This window comes from Micromonospora musae (assembly GCF_003626545.1).
GTDB classification, from domain to species: domain Bacteria; phylum Actinomycetota; class Actinomycetes; order Mycobacteriales; family Micromonosporaceae; genus Micromonospora; species Micromonospora musae.
Genome location: NZ_RAZS01000004.1, coordinates 534,056 through 555,061 on the forward strand (window position 1 = coordinate 534,056; position 21,006 = coordinate 555,061).

20 protein-coding genes are annotated in these 21,006 nt (G+C 72.0%); 10 read left to right on the forward strand and 10 right to left on the reverse strand.

The genetic code is table 11. From position 1 onward, the window contains the following. The first annotated feature begins 1 nt into the window (after window position 1). Window positions 2–583 carry an isochorismatase family protein gene (locus D7147_RS14280; protein ID WP_120677619.1) on the forward strand — a complete coding sequence of 194 codons (582 nt, stop codon included), beginning with the start codon at window positions 2–4 and terminating at the stop codon, window positions 581–583. A gap of 39 nt (window positions 584–622) precedes the next feature. Further along, window positions 623–1,864 carry an MFS transporter gene (locus D7147_RS14285; RefSeq protein ID WP_120677622.1) on the forward strand — a complete coding sequence of 414 codons (1,242 nt, stop codon included), beginning with the start codon at window positions 623–625 and terminating at the stop codon, window positions 1,862–1,864. Window positions 1,865–2,730: 866 nt separating this feature from the next. Here D7147_RS14285 and ctaD read toward each other — a convergent pair. Continuing rightward, window positions 2,731–4,491: an aa3-type cytochrome oxidase subunit I gene (ctaD, locus tag D7147_RS14290; RefSeq protein ID WP_120677624.1), complete on the reverse strand. Its 1,761-nt coding sequence runs from the start codon at window positions 4,489–4,491 to the stop codon at window positions 2,731–2,733. A gap of 137 nt (window positions 4,492–4,628) precedes the next feature. Then, the gene (locus D7147_RS14295; RefSeq protein WP_120677865.1) at window positions 4,629–5,735 is read right to left on the reverse strand and encodes an FAD-dependent monooxygenase; all 1,107 of its coding nucleotides are present in this window, start codon (window positions 5,733–5,735) and stop codon (window positions 4,629–4,631) included. Window positions 5,736–6,014: 279 nt separating this feature from the next. Between D7147_RS14295 and D7147_RS14300 the strand changes: the two genes are divergently transcribed. Then, a complete protein-coding gene (locus D7147_RS14300; protein WP_120677626.1) occupies window positions 6,015–6,515 on the forward strand; it encodes a hypothetical protein in 501 nt (166 codons plus the stop codon). Window positions 6,516–7,522: 1,007 nt separating this feature from the next. Here the strand turns inward: D7147_RS14300 and D7147_RS14305 are convergent. The 3 genes from D7147_RS14305 to D7147_RS14310 form a co-directional block, all read right to left on the reverse strand. Further along, on the reverse strand, window positions 7,523–8,485 hold the full coding sequence (locus tag D7147_RS14305) for a golvesin C-terminal-like domain-containing protein (RefSeq protein WP_120677628.1): 963 nt from the start codon (window positions 8,483–8,485) through the stop codon (window positions 7,523–7,525). Continuing rightward, window positions 8,485–8,652, reverse strand: a complete 168-nt coding sequence (locus tag D7147_RS32665) for a hypothetical protein (protein ID WP_187398604.1) — start codon at window positions 8,650–8,652, stop codon at window positions 8,485–8,487. Before D7147_RS32665 ends, D7147_RS14305 begins: the two co-directional genes overlap by 1 nt. A 140-nt stretch (window positions 8,653–8,792) precedes the next feature. Continuing rightward, a complete protein-coding gene (locus D7147_RS14310; RefSeq protein WP_120677630.1) occupies window positions 8,793–9,581 on the reverse strand; it encodes an aldo/keto reductase in 789 nt (262 codons plus the stop codon). 95 nt (window positions 9,582–9,676) lie between these two features. Here D7147_RS14310 and D7147_RS14315 point away from each other — a divergent pair, with 95 nt between their 5' ends. Next, a complete protein-coding gene (locus tag D7147_RS14315; protein WP_120677632.1) occupies window positions 9,677–10,738 on the forward strand; it encodes a DNA polymerase ligase N-terminal domain-containing protein in 1,062 nt (353 codons plus the stop codon). Between the two features lie 14 nt (window positions 10,739–10,752). Further along, a complete protein-coding gene (locus D7147_RS14320) occupies window positions 10,753–11,943 on the forward strand; it encodes a threonine synthase (RefSeq protein WP_120677634.1) in 1,191 nt (396 codons plus the stop codon). A 24-nt stretch (window positions 11,944–11,967) separates the two neighbouring features. Here the strand turns inward: D7147_RS14320 and D7147_RS14325 are convergent, their stop codons facing one another. The 3 genes from D7147_RS14325 to D7147_RS14335 form a co-directional block, all read right to left on the reverse strand. Continuing rightward, the gene (locus D7147_RS14325; RefSeq protein ID WP_120677636.1) at window positions 11,968–13,764 is read right to left on the reverse strand and encodes a glycoside hydrolase family 15 protein; all 1,797 of its coding nucleotides are present in this window, start codon (window positions 13,762–13,764) and stop codon (window positions 11,968–11,970) included. A 52-nt stretch (window positions 13,765–13,816) separates the two neighbouring features. Next, window positions 13,817–14,206 carry a cupin domain-containing protein gene (locus D7147_RS14330; RefSeq protein WP_120677867.1) on the reverse strand — a complete coding sequence of 130 codons (390 nt, stop codon included), beginning with the start codon at window positions 14,204–14,206 and terminating at the stop codon, window positions 13,817–13,819. A gap of 434 nt (window positions 14,207–14,640) precedes the next feature. Further along, window positions 14,641–15,105, reverse strand: coding sequence for a septum formation initiator (locus D7147_RS14335; protein WP_120677638.1), 465 nt, complete (start codon window positions 15,103–15,105; stop codon window positions 14,641–14,643). Between the two features lie 101 nt (window positions 15,106–15,206). Here D7147_RS14335 and D7147_RS14340 point away from each other — a divergent pair, with 101 nt between their 5' ends. The 3 genes from D7147_RS14340 (at window position 15,207) to D7147_RS14350 (ending at window position 17,904) form a co-directional block, all read left to right on the forward strand. Then, complete coding sequence (locus D7147_RS14340; protein WP_120677640.1) at window positions 15,207–15,899, forward strand: response regulator transcription factor; 693 nt, start codon at window positions 15,207–15,209, stop codon at window positions 15,897–15,899. Beyond that, complete coding sequence (locus D7147_RS14345; RefSeq protein WP_120677642.1) at window positions 15,896–17,197, forward strand: HAMP domain-containing sensor histidine kinase; 1,302 nt, start codon at window positions 15,896–15,898, stop codon at window positions 17,195–17,197. The genes D7147_RS14340 and D7147_RS14345 overlap by 4 nt, the downstream gene beginning before the upstream one ends. A 188-nt stretch (window positions 17,198–17,385) precedes the next feature. Next, the gene (locus D7147_RS14350) at window positions 17,386–17,904 is read left to right on the forward strand and encodes a PepSY domain-containing protein (RefSeq protein WP_120677869.1); all 519 of its coding nucleotides are present in this window, start codon (window positions 17,386–17,388) and stop codon (window positions 17,902–17,904) included. A 134-nt stretch (window positions 17,905–18,038) separates the two neighbouring features. Here D7147_RS14350 and D7147_RS14355 read toward each other — a convergent pair whose 3' ends face one another. Next, window positions 18,039–18,320 carry an adhesin gene (locus D7147_RS14355; protein WP_120677644.1) on the reverse strand — a complete coding sequence of 94 codons (282 nt, stop codon included), beginning with the start codon at window positions 18,318–18,320 and terminating at the stop codon, window positions 18,039–18,041. A 213-nt stretch (window positions 18,321–18,533) separates the two neighbouring features. Next, window positions 18,534–19,607, reverse strand: a complete 1,074-nt coding sequence (locus D7147_RS14360; RefSeq protein WP_233563132.1) for an NAD(P)-binding domain-containing protein — start codon at window positions 19,605–19,607, stop codon at window positions 18,534–18,536. Window positions 19,608–19,732: 125 nt separating this feature from the next. Here D7147_RS14360 and D7147_RS14365 point away from each other — a divergent pair, with 125 nt between their 5' ends. Together D7147_RS14365 and D7147_RS14370 are read left to right on the forward strand one after the other, a co-directional pair. Beyond that, on the forward strand, window positions 19,733–20,461 hold the full coding sequence (locus D7147_RS14365; RefSeq protein ID WP_120677646.1) for an MIP/aquaporin family protein: 729 nt from the start codon (window positions 19,733–19,735) through the stop codon (window positions 20,459–20,461). 73 nt (window positions 20,462–20,534) lie between these two features. Continuing rightward, window positions 20,535–20,966 (forward strand): hypothetical protein, encoded by a 432-nt coding sequence (locus tag D7147_RS14370; protein ID WP_147434700.1) that lies wholly within the window; start codon window positions 20,535–20,537, stop codon window positions 20,964–20,966. Window positions 20,967–21,006 lie beyond the last annotated feature (40 nt).

The following is a 21,006-nucleotide window of genomic DNA, read 5'->3' on the forward strand; positions in this document are numbered from 1 at the left end:
GGTGAGCAACGCTCTGATCATCGTGGACGTGCAGAACGACTTCTGCGAAGGCGGCTCGCTCGCCGTCAACGGCGGCGCGGACGTGGCGGCCGGCATCACCCGGCTGCTCGCCGCCGAGCCGGGCCGCTGGGCCCACGTGGTGGCGACGAAGGACTACCACGTCGACCCGGGGGCGCACTTCGGCAATCCCCCGGACTTCGTGGACACCTGGCCCCGGCACTGCGTGGTCGGCACCCCCGGCTCGGAGTTCCACCCGGCGCTGGAGACCGGGCGGATCGAGGAGATCTTCCACAAGGGCGAGCACGCGGCCGCGTACTCCGGCTTCGAGGGGCACGCCGCCGACGGCGAGTGCCTGGCCGACTGGCTGCGCCGGCACGACGTGGACTCGGTGGAGCTGGTCGGCATCGCCACCGACCACTGCGTACGGGCCACCGCGCTCGACGCCGCGCGGGAGGGCTTCGCCACCACCGTGCTGCTGGACCTCACCGCGGCCGTCGCCCCGGCGACCACCGACGTGGCGCTGCGGGCCCTGGACGGCGCCGGGGTCACCCTCCGCGGCGAACCTGTGATCAGGACCGCATGACCCGGTAATCGGTTGGCGACCGCCGTATCTCCGGCGAGGATGACGCCGGAGGTACGGACCGTCGTGAATTTGAAACCTTACCGGGAGGCGCTCGCCCTGCCCGGTCTCCGGTCGTTGCTGCTCGTGGCGGTGCTGGCCCGCATTCCGCTCACCGCGACCGGGGTGACGCTGACCTTCTACGTCGTGCAGGACCTGGGCCGGGGCTACGGCGCGGCCGGGCTGGTCGGCGCCGCGGTCACCGTCGGTGCGGCGATCGGTGGTCCGCTGCTCGGCCGGCTGATCGACCGCCGGGGGCTGCGGCCGGTGCTCGTACTGACCGGGATCGTCGAGGCGATCTTCTGGTCCACCGCGCCCTCGCTGCCCTACCTCCTGCTGCTGCCGGCCGCCTTCATCGCCGGCTCACTCGCCCTGCCGATCTTCTCGGTGGTCCGGCAGTCCGTCGCCGCGCTGGTGCCCGAGGACCGCCGCCGCCCCGCGTACGCCCTCGACTCGATGTCGGTGGAGCTGTCGTTCATGATCGGACCGGCGCTGGCGGTGGCCCTGGCCACGACGATCTCGGCGCGACACACCCTCTACCTCGTCGGAGCCGGCATCGTCGCCGCCGGGGTGGCGTTCTGGCTGCTCAACCCGCCGACCGCCGACGGCCGCCAGGAGCCCGACACGCCCCGGCGGCAGGTACGCCGACGCGAGTGGGTCACCCCCCGACTGCTCGCCGTGCTGGCGATCAGCCTCGCCGCCACCCTGGTGCTCGGCGGCACCGACGTGGCCGTGGTGGCCGTGCTGCGGGAGAGCGGGGAGGCCGGCTGGACCGGTGCCGTCCTCGCCATGTGGGCGGTCGCGTCCCTCGTCGGCGGCTTCGCCTACGGGGCGACGCACCGCGCGGTCTCGCCGCTGGCCCTCCTGGCCGGGCTCAGCCTCTGCACCATCCCGGTCGGGCTGGGTGGATCACACTGGTGGCTGCTCTGCCTCGCGATGATCCCGGCCGGAGCGCTCTGCGCCCCCACCCTCGCGGCGACCGCCGACGCGGTCAGCAAACTCGCACCCGCCGAGGTCCGCGGCGAGGCGATGGGCGTGCACGGCTCGGCGGTCACCATCGGACTCGCCGTCGGCGCCCCGCTCGCCGGCGCGGTCATCGACGCTCGGGCGCCGTGGTGGGGCTTCGCCGTCACCGGCGTGATCGGCGCGCTCGTGGCGCTCGCGGTGCTCCCGATCCAGCTGCGGCACCGCCGAGCCGCCGCCGCTGCCCAGGCCGAACCGGCGTACGCCGCCGCCAACCACTGAGACCCTCGCCCACCTTGCGGCCGGCCCCACCGGCCTGGGTTGACCCGATCCGTCCGATGATCCACTCGCGCTCAAGGAAGTCGGGCTGTCCCGGTGCCGGGATGCCCCGACTTCCATGAAATCGAGTGGATCACGTCCGCCCGGCCGTCGAGGGCTGCCGCGACCGGCCGAGAACCCGGCCTCGGCCGGACCATGGGGGACGAACCTGCGCGAAGTGACCCGAGCCGGCTCGGGTTGGGCTGAGGCGGGTCGGGTGGGGCCCGGATCGGGTCGGGCCGGGTCGGGTCGGGTCGGGTCGGGCCGAGGCGGGTCAGGTACGGGCCGGGTCGGGTCGGGCCGAGCCGGGACCGGGCCGAGGCGGGTCAGGTACGGATCGGGTCGGGCCCGGCCCGGGTCGGGCCGGGTTGGGCCGGGTTGGGTCGGGCCCGGCCCGGGTCGGCCGGGTTGGGCCGGGTTGGGCCGGGCCCGGCCCGGGTCGGCCGGGTTGGGCCGGGTTGGGCCGGGCCGAGCCGGGCCGAGCGGGGACCAAGGCAAGGCGGACCGGAACAGGCCAAGGCGGGACGGGCCTCAGTAGGCCTGATGCGGCCGGAACCGAACGCGCGAGGCCGGACCCGGCCTCACCGGGTCGCCGGATCGACTCTCCGGGTGCTCAACCCGCGCGATGAGCAGCCCACCGAGGTGACCCACTCGCCTTCACGGAAGTCGGCCTGTCCCGGCACCCGGGATGCCCCGACTTCCGTGAAGTCGAGTTGATCACGTCCGCCCGGCAGTTGAGAGGCTGCCCAAACACACCGGAAAGGCGACGGGCGCCGCTCCCGGGTGGTCCGGGGAGCGGCGCCCGTCGCGGGTGCCGGGGATCCGAGCGGTCAGGCCCGGTCGATGTTGCTGGCGGTGTCCTCGGTGTAGCGGGCCCCGCCGTCCGACTCGCTGGTCAGCGGCTTGGCACCGCCCTCCGGCGGCCCGGCCAGGCTCTGGCCACCGGCGGCCAGCTCGGGGAACTTCATGTCGAACGCGGGCCGCTCGGAGCGGATCCGCGGCATCTTGTCGAAGTTCCGCAGCGGCGGCGGGGAGCTGGTCGCCCACTCCAGCGAGTTGCCGTGACCCCACGGGTCGTTGACCTCGACGACTGGACCGGTCCGGTACGACTTCCAGCAGTTGTAGATGAACGGAAGCGTCGAGATGCCGGTGATGAAGGCGCCGATCGTGGAGACCGTGTTCAGCGTCGTGAAGCCGTCGTCGGGCTGGTAGTCGGCGTACCGGCGGGGGAAGCCCTCGGCGCCCAGCCAGTGCTGCACCAGGAACGTGGTGTGGAAGCCGATCATGGTGAGCCAGAAGTGCACCTTGCCGAGCCGCTCGTCGAGCATCCGGCCGAACATCTTCGGGAACCAGAAGTAGATGCCGGCGAAGACCGCGAACACGATGGTGCCGAAGAGCACGTAGTGGAAGTGCGCCACCACGAAGTACGAGTCGGAGACGTGGAAGTCCAGCGGCGGGCTGGCCAGCAGCACACCGGTGAGACCGCCGAAGAGGAACGTCACCAGGAAGCCGACCGCCCAGAGCATCGGCGTCTCGAAGCTCACCTGGCCGCGCCACATGGTGCCGATCCAGTTGAAGAACTTCATACCGGTGGGCACCGCGATCAGGAAGCTCAGGAAGCTGAAGAACGGCAGCAGCACCTGACCGGTGGCGAACATGTGGTGCGCCCACACGCTCATCGACAGCGCGGCGATCGCGAGGGTCGCGGCCACCAGGCCCTTGTAGCCGAAGATCGGCTTACGGGAGAAGACCGGGATGATCTCGCTGATGATGCCGAAGAACGGCAGCGCGACGATGTACACCTCGGGGTGGCCGAAGAACCAGAAGAGGTGTTGCCACAGCATCGGCCCGCCGGTTGCGGGGTCGTACACGTGGGCGCCGAGCAGCCGGTCCGCGGCGAGCGCGAAGAGCGCGGCGGCGAGCAGCGGGAAGACCAGGATCACCAGGAGGCTGGTGACCAGGATGTTCCACGTGAAGATCGGCATCCGGAACATGGTCATGCCGGGCGCCCGCAGGGTCAGCACCGTGGTGATCATGTTGACCGCGCCGAGGATGGTGCCCAGACCGGAGATGGCCAGACCCATGATCCACATGTTGGCGCCGACGCCCGGGGAGTGCTCGACGCTGCTCAGCGGGGCGTACGCGAACCAGCCGAAGTCGGCGGCACCACCCGGGGTGATGAAGCCGGCGGTCGCCATCGTGCCGCCGAACAGGTACAGCCAGTAGGCGAAGCTGTTCAGCCGCGGGAAGGAGACGTCGGGCGCACCGATCTGGATCGGCACGATGTAGTTGGCGAAGGCGAACACGATCGGCGTCGCGAAGAACAACAGCATGATCGTGCCGTGCATGGTGAAGAGCTGGTTGTACTGCTCCGGCGACAGGAACTGCAGCCCGGGACGGGCCAGCTCGGCCCGCATGATCAGGGCCATCAGGCCACCGATCATGAAGAACGCGAACGCGGTGACCATGTACATGATCCCGATCTGCTTCGCGTCCGTGGTCCGCAACAGCCGCGCGATGGCCGACCCCTTGACCGGTTCTCGGACCGGCCAGGGCCGGGTCACGACCGGCTTGGGTGCGACGGTGGTCACGAGTGGCCTCCGGTTCTCGGTTGTCCCGCTCGGCACGCGCTGAACTGGCGAGCCGTCATCCGCAAGGAGGATAGTCCCCGGCAGGTGGCAGCGCCGCGTGGGGTGGCCAGCTACGATCATCGGCCGCGCCGGCCGGCTCAGAGCGGACCCAGCAGCAATCGGTAGTGCTCACCGAAGATCCGGCCGCCCCGGCCGCGTAGCAGGGGATCGCGCAGCGCCGGCGAGACGTCCCGGGTCCGGTTGCGGTCGCGGGTGCGGTCGCTCACCCACCGGGTACGCGGGCGACGACGACTCTCGTACGCCGTCAGGGCCGCCTCGACGCTGCCGGCGGCGGTCAGCGACTCGGCGAGCACGACGGCGTCCTCCAGCGCCATCGCGGCGCCCTGGGAGAGCGTCGGCGCGGTGGCGTGCGCGGCGTCGCCGACCAGCAGTACCCGCCCCCGGTGCCAGCGCCCGAGCTCCACCTCGTCGGTGACGCCCACATGCACCCACTGCACCGCGTCGAGCACCTCCGGCACCGGACTGCCGTAGGAGCCGAAGACCTCCCGTAACCGGGCCACCGGGTCGGCCGGCTTCTCGGTGCCGGCCTCGTCGGCGTAGCAGTGCAGCCGCCCGGCACCGATCGGCACCATCAGGAAACCGGAGCGTTGACCGAGCAGCGCGGTCCACTCGGTGACGGGTGGGGCGTCCCGCAGCACCGTGCGGTAGACCACCTGGCCGGCGGGGCGGGGCGGGCCGCCGAGCGCCGCCAGCGTACGCACCGAGGAGCGCGGCCCGTCGGCGCCGATGACGAGGTCGTACTCGGCGCTGGTGCCGTCGACGAAGGTCACGCCGACCCCGGCGGGCAGCAGGTCGAGGCTGCGCACCTCGGCGCCGTGCCGCACCGCTCCCCCGGCGCCGGTGAGCAGCACCCGGTGCAGTTCGGCCCGGGGCAGCGCCCGGCACTCGCCGACCCCGGCCCAGAGCGAGTCCAGGTCGACCTCGCAGAGCGGCTCGCCGGCGGCGTCCAGGAAGCGCTGCCGGTGGACGACGTGACCGAGCGGCCGCACCGGGTCGTGCAGGTCGAGCCGGTGCAGCGCGCGGGCGGCATTACCGGGAAGGTAGAGACCGGTCTCGTGGGACTCCCCCGGCGGCAGCTTGTCGGTGACGTCGGGGCGGAAGCCCGCCATCCGCAGCGCCCGGGCCACGGCGAGGCCGGCGATGCCCGCGCCGACGATGAGGATGCGCAGGGGGGAGCCACGCATGGTGCGGTACGCCTCCGGGAGGGGATTCGGCACGCGTCGGATACAGGACACTACTCGCTGCAACCAGCGCACACCAGGGCTGATCGGTCCCGCAGGCACCCTTCTCCGCTGCTGTCGAGCAACCCGGAGGACCGCCCGCCCGCCCGTCTGGCCTCTCAGCCGCGCGATCCGGCTGGGGGGAGACCCCGTCGGGTCGGTGGCCGTTCAACCCACTAACGGCAAGGAACGCGGAACAGGAGGCTCAACGGCGGCACGAGCCGAACCTGACACCCTTTCGCAATGACCGGGACGCTGAGGCTTTATGCCGACTACCGCCAGCTTCATCTCTTCGACGAGGCATCAGCGGCGAACATCGAGGAGGCCTGGACCGACACGGTCGAGCACACTCAGTTCTCCGCCGTCGGGGATGCCGCAGTTGTCGTCACGATGAGCAGCGCGGACGTGCTGGTGGATGTCGAGGTGCTGGAGCACCCGCCGCAGATCGACCTGGGGCGGTACGACCACGTCGTGGAAGGCAGCCTGGATGTGCCATCAGGCCGTCTGGTGGTCGTGGGCTGCTCCGACTACGCGCCCGACGCCCCAAGATTCGACCTGGCTCCAGGATCGGTCCGGGTACGGGTCTCGAAGAGCAACCTTCAGGCCGCGAAGGACGCGGGCGAGTACTCGGACGAGGACGAGGCCACCACCGAGCGAGTCCGACTACAGGTATGGCCGGCAGCACCGGCACAGACCGAGGTACTACGGCAGTGGCCGGCAGAGGCCGACCCTAATCGGGCGTGACGAAGCCCAGCTCGGTTGAGCCCCGGGCTACGTCGACGCGCACGTCTTGCATCCCACGCTCACCAACCGCCGACTCAGCCATTGGAGTTCGTGGACCGCGCGACCGTACAGTCGGCGCGCGGCGGTCGCCATGAGCACCTCTAACAGCCCGACTCAGCTCATGAACGAGGGACCGACTGGCCGTCAACCGTCACTGGGCCACGATCCGGGCCTTCGGCGAACGTGCCGTCGCCACCGTCAAGGGATGGAGATTCCTCGCCAAGCTCCTCTGCTGCCCCCGACACCCCACCGCGGTCGGGCGCCAACTTCCCGTTCAATCTCGTCGGCCTGTTCCGCTGGGCCATCCATGAGGCTCGCCTCTGCTGACCACGAGGCCAACCAATGAAGGGGCGTGAGCACGAGGCCTACGCCCTTCATCTACTCACTCGGACGGTTGCCCAGTCGCCTCTGATCGACGACTGCGGGCAGCGTCGAACGCAATCCAATGAAGCACCTCGTCACGCGTGCTTCTGCTGACTCGTCGCAAGGCAGCAAAATCCTCCACCCTTACATCGAGTGTCGCGTATTCCACAGTGGGTCGCTGTCCATCCCGAAGGCTGCCAGCTCTCGAGAAGCCGACCACCACACACATCCATGATTGCTGCGGCGATGGCTCGGGATGATAGGGAACGAGGATGTATCGGAGTTCGCGTGAAACCCGCATCCCAGCCCCTTTCCTGCTGAACCCTGAAGAAGAAGCCAAATCAATGAGCTGCTGCAGGCGGTCGGCCGACACCGCCTTGACGGACAACGGGACTGGCCAGCCAAGGCGAGATGGCACCCGACGAAAGCCGCGCAGGAAATAACGCGCCAAGGCTCCCGCCTCCGCTATTTCTAGACAAGGATCGTGGTATCCCTAGGGTAAAGCAGAGAGGACGAAGCGGGCAGGGCGACACCTCGGCCGGTTCTCGGCGGCGGCCGGCCCGCGCCCCCGGTGTTCAGGCTGCGGACCGGCCGGTCAGGTCAGGTCAGACCCGGGTGAGTCGCACGGCGTCGGCGATGACCAGGCCGGTGCCCGTGGTCCAGCGGCTCACCGCCACCCGGTTGGCGTCCCCGGCGGGCAGCGCGAAGGTCCCGAGGGTGCGCCACTGGCCGCCGGTGACCCGCTGGTCGACGGTGACCGTACGGTTCCCGGTGGTGGTGGCGACGATGTACGGCGCGGCGCTGTTGTAGCCGGAGTTCGCCGGCCACCAGGCGTCGACCCGGTAGTTGCCGGCGGCCGGGACGTTGAACCGGTACCAGGCCGGGTCGCTCGCGGCGACCGGGTCGGCGTAGCGGTAGTCGGCGCCGTAGCGCTGCCCGGAGTACGAGGAGATCCCCCAGTTCGCGCTGGCGGTGAAGCGCCCGGCGGTCGAGTTGTCCACGATGGAGCTCCAGGCGGTGCCGCCGGCCATCTTCGCGGCGACGTCGCTGCGCATCACGTTCAGGTCGATGAACGAAGGATCGATCTTGCCGGTGGTGCTGGTCTCGCGGTGACCGCGGGCGTGGCTGGCGTCCCTGCCCAGGCGGGTGAGCACGGCGGCGGTCGCGGCGATCGAGGCGTTGTACTGCGCCGCGGTCATCTCCTGGTCGACGCCGTTGTAGTCGATCTCCCACCCGATCATCAGCGTGTTGCCGTCGCCGGCCGGGATCGGTCCGCTGCCTCGGCTGGCGCCGGCGTGGTTGCAGCGGCCGGCGGAGATGACGTGGAAGACGCCGTGGTAGTCGACGAGGGCCTGGCAGAGCGGGCCTGCCAGGTCGGGTCGGCCGTTGATGCAGATGTTCAACGCCGGATGCGGGTTGGTGGCGCTGGAGGTGGCAGCGGTGTGGTGCCAGAGCACGCCGATCGGGTCGAAGCTGCCGGGGCGCATCCGGTTGAGCCAGTCCCCTTCGACGACGACCTGGACGCCGGCGCCCCGGAGCACGTCCACGAGCCAGGGAATGGTGGCCATCAGGCACCGCCGAGCAGGTCGGCGAGGCACTCGGGCTTCGGTGCGGCGGGCGGCGCGGCCGCCGCCGCGCCCGGCCGGGCGACGACGGTGGCGATCGCGGCGACCATCAGGGCTGGGACGCCGAGCAGGCTCCGGCGGCGAAGACGGAGGGATCGGGACGTGACCATGAGGCTCCTTCAGCAGGTCCGGCAGGCGGAGAGGGTCACGACGTATCGACGTACGTGATGGCGGCACGCTACCGCCCCACGTACGTCGATGTCGATACCCTTCAATGCCAGCCGTCCGGCTGAAGGAAGTTGCCAAACGGTCAGGCCGAGCCGAGCGCGTCGAGGTCGCGCATCTCCTCCGCGGTGAGCGAGAAGCGGAAGACGTCGGCGTTGGCCTGGATCCGCTCCGGCGTGACGCTCTTCGGGATCACCACGATCTCGTGGTCGATGTGCCACCGGAGCACCACCTGAGCCGGCGACACGTCGTGCGCCGCCGCGATCCGGGCCAGCACCGGATGCGAGAGGTCGCTGGTGTCGAGCGGGCTGTACCCCTCGAGCACGACGCCACGGTCCCGGTGCTCGGCGTGCCGCTGCCGGTCGTACAGGAACGGGCTCCACCGGATCTGGTTGACCGCCGGGTTCTCCTCGGTCGCCTGGATCAGCTCGTCGATCTGCGGCGTGCTGTAGTTGCTCACCCCGACCGCCCGGACCAGGTTCTCGTCCCGCGCGGCGAGCAGCTCCCGCCAGAGCGGGATGCTGTCCGCGGGCGCGGACGGCGTCCAGTGGATCAGCCACAGGTCGAGGTACTCGGTGTCGAGCGCCCGCAGGCTCGCCTCCAGCGTCTCCCGCTCCCGGCCCACCCGATCCGGCGGCAGCTTCGTGGTGATGAAGAGGTCCTCCCGGCGCAGGTCGCTCTCCCGCACCGCCCGGCCGACCTCCTTCTCGTTGCCGTACACCGTGGCGGTGTCGAGGTGCCGGTAGCCGGCGTCGAGCGCGGCCAGTACGGCGTCGTAGCCGGCCTTCCCGGTGGCCCGCCAGGTGCCGAAGCCGAGCAGGGGCATCCGCACCTCACCCGGCAGGAGGACGGTGGGCTGATCGTCATGGTCCATGACGACCGTTCTACCCGTACTGACCCCCGGCATGCGAGCGAAACCCGGCACCGAGCCGCCCAGCGGGGACGCCCGGATTGCCGGAGAATGCGGATGTGGCGGACCGGCTTGACGAGTACCGACGTCGGAGGGATGCGGCTCGCACCCCCGAGCCGGTGCCGGAGAAGAAGCGGCGCCACCGGCGGCGCGGCGACGACGATACCGGCCGGTTCGTCATCCAGCAGCACCATGCGCGCAGCCTGCACTGGGATCTGCGGCTGGAGCACGAAGGCGTGCTCGCCTCCTGGGCGGTGCCGCGCGGCCTGCCCCGGGACACCGGCCGCAACCACCTCGCCGTGCACACCGAGGACCACCCCATGGAGTACCTCGACTTCCACGGGGAGATCCCGGCCGGCGAGTACGGCGGCGGGACGATGACCATCCACGACCGCGGGACCTACCGGCGGGAGAAGTGGCGCGACGACGAGGTCATCGTGGTGCTCGACGGGGAGCGGACGTCCGGGCGGTACGCCCTCTTCGCCACCGGCGGCAAGGGTGGCCGGGACTGGATGGTCCGGCGGATGGATCCGCCGCCGGAGGGTTGGACGAGCATGCCCGAGCTGGTCCGTCCGATGCGTCCCACCCCCGCCGCCCGCCTCCCCCGCGACCAGGCCGACTGGGGGTACGAGCTGCGGTGGGACGGGACCCGCGCGACGGCCTACGTGTCGGGCGGGCGGCTGCGGCTGCTCTCCGGGACCGACGAGGAGATCACCGGGGGCTACTCGTGGCTGCGTGACCTCGCCGAGGCGATGGCGCCGACCGAGGCGGTGCTCGATGGGCTGCTGGTCCGCATCGACGGCGGCGGCCGGGTGCGTCCCGCCGCGCCGACCTCCGGCGCCCGGGTGCCCGCCGGAGCGCAGTACCTCCTGATCGACCTGCTCTGGCTGGAGGGCACGACCTGCGTCGACCTGCCGTACGCCCAGCGCCGCGAACTGCTCGACGGTCTGGCGCTCGCGGGCGCGCACTGGCAGACTCCGCCGTGGTTCCCCGGTACCGGCGCCGAGGCCCTGCGAACCAGCCGAGAGCAGGGGCTCCCGGGGGTGGTGGCGAAGCGCCTCGACTCGGGTTACGAGCCGGGGCGACGCAGCCGACGCTGGTTGAGCATCGACGCGAGCTGACGGCGAGGAGCGACGTGTACCTGACCCACCTGGAGTGCCCGCGCTGCGGCAAGGAGCATCCGGCGGACCGGCCGCAGAACCTCTGCGTCTGTGGCTCGCCGCTGCTGGCCCGCTACGACCTCGCCGCCGTGGCCGCGGCGGTCACCCCCGAACAGTTCCCGCTGCGCCCGGCGGACCTGTGGCGTTACCGCGAACTGCTGCCGGTCGCCGACCTGCGCCACGTGACCAGCCTCGGTGAGGGCTGGACGCCGCTGCTGCGTGCTCCCGGCTACGGCGCCGAGATCGGCGTCGACGACCTCCTGATCAAGGATGAGGGCCTCATCCCCACCGGCTCGTTCAAGGCCCGCGGCGCGGCGGTGGGCATCAGCCGGGCCCGTGAGCTGGGCGTGCAGCGGATCGCCATGCCCACCAACGGCAACGCCGGCGCAGCCTGGGCCACCTACGCGGCCCGGGCGGGGATGGGCGCGACCATCGTGATGCCGCTCGACGCCCCGACCATCTGTCGACGCGAGTGCGTGGCCGCCGGCGCCGACCTGAGCCTGATCGACGGGCTGATCAGCGACGCCGGCCGCCGGGTGGCGCAGCTCGTCGGCGACTCCGACGGCGCGATCTTCGACGCGGGCACGCTGCGCGAGCCGTATCGGCTCGAGGGCAAGAAGACCATGGGGTACGAGATCGTCGAGCAGCTCGGCTGGCAGGTACCCGACGTGATCATCTACCCGACCGGCGGTGGCGTCGGGCTGATCGGCATTCACAAGGCGTTGCACGAGATGCGCGAGTTGGGCTGGATCTCCGACCGGTTGCCCCGGCTGGTGGCGGTGCAGTCCACGGGCTGCGCGCCGATCGTGCGGGCCTTCGCGGCCGGTGAGGAGCGCGCCCAGCCGTGGGCGGACGCGCACACCATCGCCTTCGGCATCACCGTGCCGGCGCCGCTCGGCGACGAACTGATCCTGACCGCGCTGCGGGACAGCGCCGGCACCGCGGTGGCGGTTCCCGACGAGGAGATCCTGACCGACCTGCGGGCCTTCGCCGCGCAGGAGGGGCTGCTGCTCTGTCCGGAGGGGGCGGCCTGCCTGACCGCCGCCCGGCAGCTGCGGGCCGGCGGCTGGATCCGGGCCGGCGAGCGGGTGGTGGTGCTCAACACCGGGGCGGGCCTGAAGTACCCGGAGACGGTGGACGTGTCCGACGTGCCGGTGCTCTCCTGAGGCGGGCCAACGCGGCGGGAACGGTCAGAACGCTCGTGGGTCGGTCAACCGCCACGCCGCGTTGATCAGCCCGATGTGCGACAACGCCTGCGGGGTGTTGCCGAGCTGCGCCCCCGTCGTCAGGTCGATCTGCTCGCTGAACAGCCCGACGTCGTTGGCGTACCCGGCCATCCGCTGGAAGAGCGCCTCGGCCCGCTGCTGCTCACCGGTCATCACCAGGCACTCGACCAGCCAGAACGAGCAGAGCAGGAAGCCGGCCGGGTCGGTGTTCCAGCGCCGGATCAGGCCGTCCTCCGTGCTCAGGTCGCGCTCGATGACGGCGATGGTCGCGCGCATCCGCGGTTCGCCGGCCGGCAGGAAGTGCACCACCGGCAGGAAGAGCGCCGAGGCGTCCAGCTCGGTGGAGCCGAACGCGCCGGTGAACGCGCCGATCCGGTCGTTCCAGCCTTCGCGCAGCACGGTTTCGCGGATCTCGTCGCGGATCGCGGCCCAGCGTCGCGGATCGGCCCGCTCGCCGAGCCGGTCGGCCAGCTTGACCGCCCGGTCCAGGGCGACCCAGCAGTTCACCTTCGACGACAGGTAGTGGCGTTCCTCGTCGCGCGTCTCCCACATCCCCCGGTCCGGCAACTGCCAGGTCGACGCCACCTGTTCGGTCAACCCCAGCACCATCTCGCGCAGCTCCTCGTCGAACGTGTTCCCGAGGTAGTCGCGCAGCCGCCAGACCGAGGTCATGATCTCGCCCGGCACGTCGAGCTGCCGCTGGCACCAGGCGTCGTTACCGATGCGGACCGGCCCGGTGCCGGCGTAGCCCGCCAGGTGTGGGCATTCGTGCTCGGTGAGGTCCCGCTCCCCCTCCAGCCCGAAGACCACCGGCACCGGCCTGTCGCCGATGCGTCCGATCGAGCGGGTGACCCAGGCGAAGAGGCGGGACGCCTCGTGCGGGCAGGCCGCCACCCAGAGCGCGCGCAGGGTCATCGAGAAGTCGCGCAGCCAGGAGTAGCGGTAGTCGTAGTTACGTTCACCGCCGAGCTGCTCGGGGAGCGAGGTCGTCGCCGCCGCCGCGATGGCGCCGCTGCGCGCGTACGTCAGGCCGGTCAGCACGGTGGCGCTGGGGCGGACCAGTTCCGGGAACCGGCCGGGGTACTTGTGCGTCTCCCGGTACGCCTCCCACGCCTGGATGGTCTCGGCGAGCGTGGTCAGCGGGTCGAGCCGGACCGGCGGCTTGCCGTAGGCCTCGCCGTACGCGAGGTCGAAGCCGACGACCTGCCCGCCGGAGACCTCGAACTCCTGGTACACCCGGTCCCGTCCGGCCTTCAGCGGCGGCCCGTTGCAGCCCAGCACCAGCACCACCGGGCCGGCGGTGGCGAGGACGCTGCCGTCCGGCTGTTCGTGCAGGTAGGGCGTGAGCAGGCCGTGTGCGGGGCGGGGCACGTAGTCCAGCGCCATCCGGACCCGGCCGCGCAGCCCTTCGACCACCCGGATCAGCACACCCGGGGAGTCCATTCCGAGCTGGTGCGCCCGCGCCCCGATCTCGGCGGCGAGCGCGTCGGTGACCGCGACGCTCCCGTCGGGGGTGTGGTGCACGGTGCGCAGGACCAGGGTGTCGCGGTGGTACGACCGCTCGACCCGGTGCCCGGGCCCGCCCGCGCCGACGGGCGCCAGCCGGAAGTGGCCGGCCTGCGGCCCGAGCACCCGGGCGAAGATGGCGGAGCCGTCGAAGCGGTCCGGGCACCACCAGTCGATCGAGCCGTCCCGGCTCACCAGCGCGCCGGAGCGGCAGTCGGAGAGGAATCCGTAGTCGGAGATCGCCGGCTGCTCCACCCGCCCCGGGTACCCCGATCGACCGGGATCCAACGAGCCGGTCCCGCCTCCTTCAGTTCGGTGGCTCGTCGTCGCCCGCGGCCTCCGCGGCGTCCGCCTCCTCCTTGGTGTGGTGCACCGCCTGGTCGGCGTGCTCCGGCGGGCCGTAGACGGTGTACAGCACGAGCGGGTTGGGTCCGGTGTTGACGAAGTTGTGCTTCGTGCCCGCCGGTACGACCACCAGGTCGCCCTGTACGACCTCCCGCTTCTCACCGGCCACCCGCGCCTCACCGGTGCCGCTGACGAAGGTGAGGATCTGGTCGATGCCCTCGTGCACCTCTTCGCCGATCTCACCGCCCGGCGGGATCGTCATGATGACCAGTTGCGTGTTCTGTCCGGTCCACAGCACCCGCCGGAAGTCGGGACTCTTCTCGGCGACCGTCGCGATCGTGAAATGCTCCATGGCGAGCGCCATACCCGTTCCGTGGCCGCGCCACGCCGGGACTGGCGGATGGTGGAATTTCCCACTTCGCCGAGGTTTGGAGCCGTACCGGCCGGGGATTGAGGTTTCAGACCGGCGATCAGTCGGTTGAGCCAGGTCCCCGCTGGCGTACCGCCGAACGGCTGCGACGGTGGGAGACGGCCAGAGCGCGGCGACGTTCCGACTTTCGGTCGGGCGGCGCCGTGCGCTCGTCCCCGCCCGGTCTCGCGTGGCGTACCGGTCGACGGGCTTAGGGCATGTGTCAAAGTCCCTGGCCGGCCTGCGGCGGGCCCAGACGACGACCGGCGGCGTCGGCGCTTCGTCCGGATACAACACCGGTATCCGAACGAATCCCCGCCTTGCCGGACCGCCGCCTGGACTCCGCCTCGGCTCGACCGAGGACTTCGACACACGCCCTAGTCGTCCTCGACGGCGACCGGCTCCCGGCCGAGGCAGCGCAGCTTCAGCTCGTACTCTCCGCCGGTCCCCTCGAATTTGACCTCGACGTCGTCGTCCGGGCCCCGGTCGACGTCCCGCACCCGGAAGCCCTGCGCCGGCGCCCAGGAGACCAGCCGGACCCCCTCCGGGGTGCACTCGGCCACTGCGGTGCCGCCCGCGGTGGCGAAGCTGCGCCGCGCCGACGAGCTGCTCGACGGCGACGCGGGGACGCCGGACGGCGACGAGGCGGAGGGGGCGCCGGACGGCGTGAGCGGAGGCGGGTCCGCGGAGAGCGCCCGGGCGATCTCGTCCTCGCCCCGCACGCCGCCCGGGGTTCCGGTCAGGCTCTCGCCGACAAGCCGGATCGCGCCGAGGCCGATCAGGGTGGCGAGGGCAGCGGTGGCCAACCACCCGACGACGATGAGGAGCCAACGGCGGCGCATGCTGCGAGTCTGCCCGACCGGAGGTTGGCCGCGGCATGGCACGACGCTAAGAGACGGTTAACGATCCGGCCGAACTCGGTGGCACCGGTTAGCCTGCCAGCGTGGCCCGCCTGCTGCTCATCGAGGACGACCTCGGCATCCGCACCCCGCTGATCCGGGCGTTGCGGGAACGCGGGCACGCGGTGGCCGCCGCCTCGACGGCGATGGCCGGGTTGCGGGACGCGCTCGAGGACCGGCCCGACCTCGTCGTGCTCGACCTCGGGCTGCCCGATCTGGACGGTCGTGAGCTGCTGCGGATGCTGCGCGCGGTCAGCGCGGTCCCGGTGATCGTGGCCACCGCCCGGGACGACGAGACGGAGATCGTCCGGGTGTTGGACGCCGGCGCCGACGACTACGTGGTGAAGCCCTTCACCGCCGCGCAGTTGGATGCCCGCGCCCGGGCGGTGCTGCGCCGGGCGCCCGGTGGCGGCACCCCGGACCCGACGCTCGTCGTCGGTGGACTGCGGGTCGATCCCCGGTCCCGACAGGTCACCCTGGACGGGGCCCAGGTCGAGCTGACCCCACGCGAGTTCGACCTGCTGCACCACCTCGCCGCCCGGCCCGGGCAGGTGGTCACCAAACGTGAGCTGCTCAGCGAGGTGTGGCAGATCCCGTACGGGGGCGCCGACAAGACCGTCGACGTGCACCTGTCGTGGCTGCGCCGCAAGCTGGGCGAGAGTGCTCAGGAGCCGCGCTACCTGCACACCGTGCGGGGGGTCGGGGTGCGGCTGGAATCGCCGCGGGCGACCGGATGAGGCGCCGACTGGTGCTCATGGTCGCCGCGGTGAGCGTGCTCATCCTGGTCGCCTTCCTGGTGCCGCTCGCGCTGCTGGTGCGTACCGTCGCCGAGGACCGGGCGACCGTACGGGCCACCGCCGACGCGCAGAGCCTGGTTCCGGTGGTGGGCACCGCCGACACGGCCACCATCCGACTGACCGTCGAGCAGCTGGCCGCCGATTCCGGCCGGCCGGTGAGCGTCTACCTGCCCGACGGCAGCGTGCTCGGCACGCCCGTGCCGCGTACGCCGGCGGTCGCGCTGGCCGCCCGCGGCCAGAGCCTGACCGGGGAGTCCGCGTCCGGCCGCGAGATCGTGATCGCCGTGCAGGGCCGGACGGACGGCACGGGGGTGATCCGGGTCGCGGTGCCGCGCGGCGAGCTGACCGACGGAGTGACCTTCGCCTGGCTCGTGCTCGCCCTGCTGGGGCTGCTTCTGGTGCTCATCGGGCTGGTGGTGGCGGATCGGCTGGCCCGCACCCTCGTGCGGCCGATCGGGGACCTGTCGGCGGTCTCGCACCGCCTCGCCAACGCCGAGCTCGACGCCCGGGTCACCCCGTCCGGGCCACCGGAGTTGCGGGAGGTCGCCGGCGCGCTCAACCACCTGGCCGGACGGATCCAGGTGCTGCTGTTGCAGGAACGCGAGCAGGTCGCCGACCTGTCCCACCGGCTGCGTACGCCGCTGACCGCGCTTCGGCTGGAGGCGGAGTCCCTGCGCGACCCGGACGACGCGTCCCGGATCACGGCCGCGGTGGACGGCCTCGAACGGGCCGTGACCGGCCTGATCCGGCAGGCTCGTTGGCGGCGTACCCCGGCGGCCGGTCCGACCGGCTCGGACGCGGCGGCGATCGTCGCCGAGCGGGTGGCGTTCTGGTCGGTGCTCGCCGAGGACACCGGCCGGCCGGTGACGCTGGACCTCGCCTCCGGTCCGCTGCCGGTCGGCGTGCCGGCCGACGAGCTGGCGGCCGCGGTGGACGCGCTGCTCGGCAACGTCTTCGCGCACACCCCGGACGGCACACCCTTCGCGGTGCGGCTGGCCGATGCGGGCGGCCAGGCGGTGCTGACGGTGGCCGACGAGGGCCCGGGCCTGCCGGCCGACGCGGCTCGCCGGGGCGCGAGCGCCGCCGGTTCGACGGGACTCGGTCTGGACATCGCCCGCCGCGCGGCGCAGGCCGCGGGCGGACGGTTGGAGCTGCGTACGGCGGCGGGCGGCGGTGCCGAGGTGCTGCTCCGGCTCGGCCCACCGGCGCTCCCGGCCGCCACCGTTCGGGGCGCCTGAACGGCCGACGGCGAGCCCACAAGCGCCAGATTCGGCGGCGGTCGCGCGGCTCGACGAGCATGCGCTTGCACCGAGGCTCGCTCGACCTCGACCTCCGGCGGGCTTAACCCGGCCTTAGTCCTCCGACAGCGCCGCCCTATCCGCCTCGGGCCCATTCTCGATGGCAGGAAGCGAGAGAGGTGGAGACGATGAAGCGCAGTTCAATGCTCCTGGCGTCGGCCGGTGGGGCGGCCGTACTCGCGGTGGCCGGCGTGGCGATCGGCGCCGCCGTGGCCGACGAGCGGCGCGACCGGGGCACCACGCTGGCCGCGGTCACCGCCGCACCGACCGCGCCCGACGAGAGCGCCACCAGCGGCACGCCGGACGACAGCGCCACGCCGAGCAACACCGCCGGTACGCCGGGCAGCACCGCCGGTACGCCGAGCGGCGCTCCCTCCAGCAGCAGCGCCCCGTCGGGCAGCACCGGCACGTCGGGCGGTGACCGCATCGGTCCGCAACGGGCCGGGGAGATCGCGCTGGCGAAGGCGGGCGGCGGTCGGATCGAGGAGATCGAGGCCGAGCAGGAGCACGGCCGACCGGTGTGGAGCGTCGAGATCGTGTCGGGCGGTGTCGAGCACGACATCGACGTCGACCGCGAGAACGGCGCGGTGCTCCGGGCGGAGCAGGAGCAGGACGACGACGATGACGACGGCGACGACGACGACTGACCCGACCCGGTTCCGCCGGGCGGGTTCCCCCACGTCGTGACACCGTACGGGTGCCACGACATGCGGGACCGGCCAGGTGGGAGCGCAGACGACACCCCGCGCGGCCGCGAGGCCCGCGGGGTGCGACGTGCGGGTTACGGCTTCTCGGTGAAGCCGAACTGAACGATGCCCTGGTCGTCGACGGTCGCGTCGACCGAGGCGTCGCCGAGGATCGAGGCGGCGTCGGAGTCGAGGAAGATCCGCGCCCCCTCGTTGTCGACCACGTGGTCGCCCTGCGTCGGCCCGGCGACCAGCTCGACGGTGAGCGAGCCCGCCGTGGCGTCGGCGGCGATGCGCACCCCGCCGTCCTCCCCGACGTCCTGCTGGTTCGCGAGATCACGGATGACCAGGACGGCGTTGTCGGTCATGGTGAGCATGGTGGAACTCCTCGTGGATTCTCTCGGATCGCGGTCGAAACGGCGCAGACCGGTGATTGGCCCGCGTCCGGGGCACGTGGGAGGTGATCGCGCGACGATTCGTCGCCGCCAGCACATGCGGCGTTCCCATCGCCGCTACCGCGTCGGGGCAGGTGAAAGCCCCGTCACCCCCTACGTTGCACGCCGTCGGGCGATCCGTCAAATAGACCCGGATCAGTCGAGAACGGCGGCGCGGGCGAGCAGCGCACGGATTTCGGTGACGGCGGCGCGGCCCGCCCGGTTGGCCCCGACGGTGCTCGCCGAGGGGCCGTACCCGATCAGGTGAATCCGCTCGTCGGCGATCACCCGGGTGCCGTCCATCTCGATTCCACCGCCCGCCGCCCGCAGGTGCAGGGGGGCGAGATGGTCCAGAGCGGCCCGGAAGCCGGTGCACCAGAGGATCATGTCGGCGCCGACGAATCGGCCGTCGGACCAGGCGACCCCGTCGGGCGTGATCCGCTCGAACATGGGTAGCCGGTCGAGTACGCCCTGCGCGCGTAGCCGGCGGACCTCGGGGGTCACGGGGAGCCCGGTCACCCCGACCACGCTGCTCGGCGGCCGACCGGCCCGCACCCGGGCATCGACCAGGGCGACCGCGGCTCGGCCGTGCTCGGGGGTGAAGTCGATGTCGCGGAAGTCCGGTGGGCGGCGGGTGACCCACGTCGTGTTCGCCGCGACCGGCGAGATCTCGCCGAGGAGTTGGACCGCCGAGGTGCCCGCGCCGACCACCACCACCCGCTGATCGGTGAACTCCTCCGGCCCCCGGTAGTCGGCGGTGTGCAACTGCCGGCCCCGGAACTCGGCGCGACCCGGGTAGTGCGGCCAGAACGGTCTACTCCAGGTGCCCGTGGCGTTGATCAGGGCCCGCGCGGTCCAGCGGCCACGATCCGTACGCACCTCGAGCCGTCCGTCGGGCAGGGAAGTGACCGCCTCGACCCGGACCGGACGCACCACCGGCAGGTCGAACTCCTGCTCGTAGGCGGAGAAGTAGCCGCTGACCACCTCGGAGGCCCGTCGCTGCGGTGCGGCGGCGGGGAACGGCATGGCGGGCAGGTCGTGGAAGCCGTGCACCCGGTCCACCGTCAACGTCGGCCACCGGTGTCGCCATGCCCCACCCGGGCCGTCGTCGGCGTCCAGGATCACGAAGCCGGTTCCGGGGGTGAAGCCGGTCCGGTGCAGGTGGTACCCGGCGGAGAGGCCGGCCTGACCGGCACCGATCACCATCACGTCGACCGAGCGCGCGTCCACGTACCGTGCAACGGGGAGCGGCGGTCCGCTCTGCCCCGCGACGCCGTCGTTTCGCTCACATTTGCGGGCCGGACTCGCCCAGGAACCTCACGATGACGGAGAGCCTGGGCCCATAAAATGCCGACATGACGGACATGCAGCGCGGCGCTGCGGAGTTCCTGGGCACCCTGCTGCTGGTCTTCGTCGGCGTGGGCAGCGCGGTGGCCGCCCGGATCCAGGGTGGCGTCGTGGTTGTCGCGCTCGCCTTCGGATTCGTCATGCTGGTCCTCGTCTACACGATCGGACCGCTCTCGGGCAGCCACGTGAACCCGGCCGTCACCCTCGGGATGCTGCTGTCCGGCAGGATCTCACCCCTCGGCGCGGTCGCCTACTGGATCGCCCAGTTCGCGGGCGCCACCGTCGCCGCCTTCCTGCTGTGGGTGCTCACCCGCTGGGGTGACGTCGCCGACCAGACCGGCGCGCTGGGCACCAACGGCTACGGCGCGCACATCAACCGCTTCGGCGCGGCGCTGCTGGAGACGGTGCTGACCTTCCTGTTCGTGCTGGTGGTGCTCGTGGTGACGAGCCGCGCCGAGCAGACCGCCGTCGCCGGGGTCGCCATCGGGCTGGCGCTCGCCGTGGCACACCTGGTCGGCGTCGCGCTGGACGGCACCTCGGTCAACCCCGCCCGGTCGTTCGGCCCGGCCGTCTTCGAGGGCGGGATCGCCCTGCGCCAGTTGTGGGTGTTCATCGTCTTCCCACTGCTCGGTGGAGTGCTGGCGGCGCTCGTGGCGCCACTGCTCACCCAGCCGTACGCACCACCGTCCGCACTCGGGGGCACCGAACAGCCGGGCCCCGGAACCCAACCGGCCTGACGCCGGCCGCGGAACCGTCCGGCCCGCCGGGGAGTCTGATCCGGCGGTACCGGGTGGCGGCTGGGGAGGCGTGATGGCGCGACGGCAGGGCTGGCGGTTGCTGATTCCGGGAGTGGCGCTGGCGCTGCTGCTGACCGGGTGCGAGGGCGTCGGGGTGGCTGACCCGCCGGGCGAGGGCACCGCGTCGTACCAGGTCTGGGGGTTGAACGAGTCCTCCAGCGAGCTCGGCGGCGACGACCCGACGGTGGTGCTCAACGGCGACCTGGAGCGCGACAGCAAGGCGTTCTTCGCGGTCGACGGGCGGTGGCGGGAGCAGAGCTTCGTGCTCGACGACGCCTCCGCCGACAAGGTCCGCGCGCTGGCCGGCCGGTTGCCGGAACGCACCGGCGACCCCCGCTGCGAGCGTCTGGTGCTGGTCGACGACGGCCTGGTCGACCGGGCCGTGGCCGTACTGACACCGGAGGCGGACGCGACCACGGTCTCCGCCGCCCGGCTCGCCGACTGAACCCGTTCGGCAAAAACCTTCGCTGCTGGAACTTTCCCGG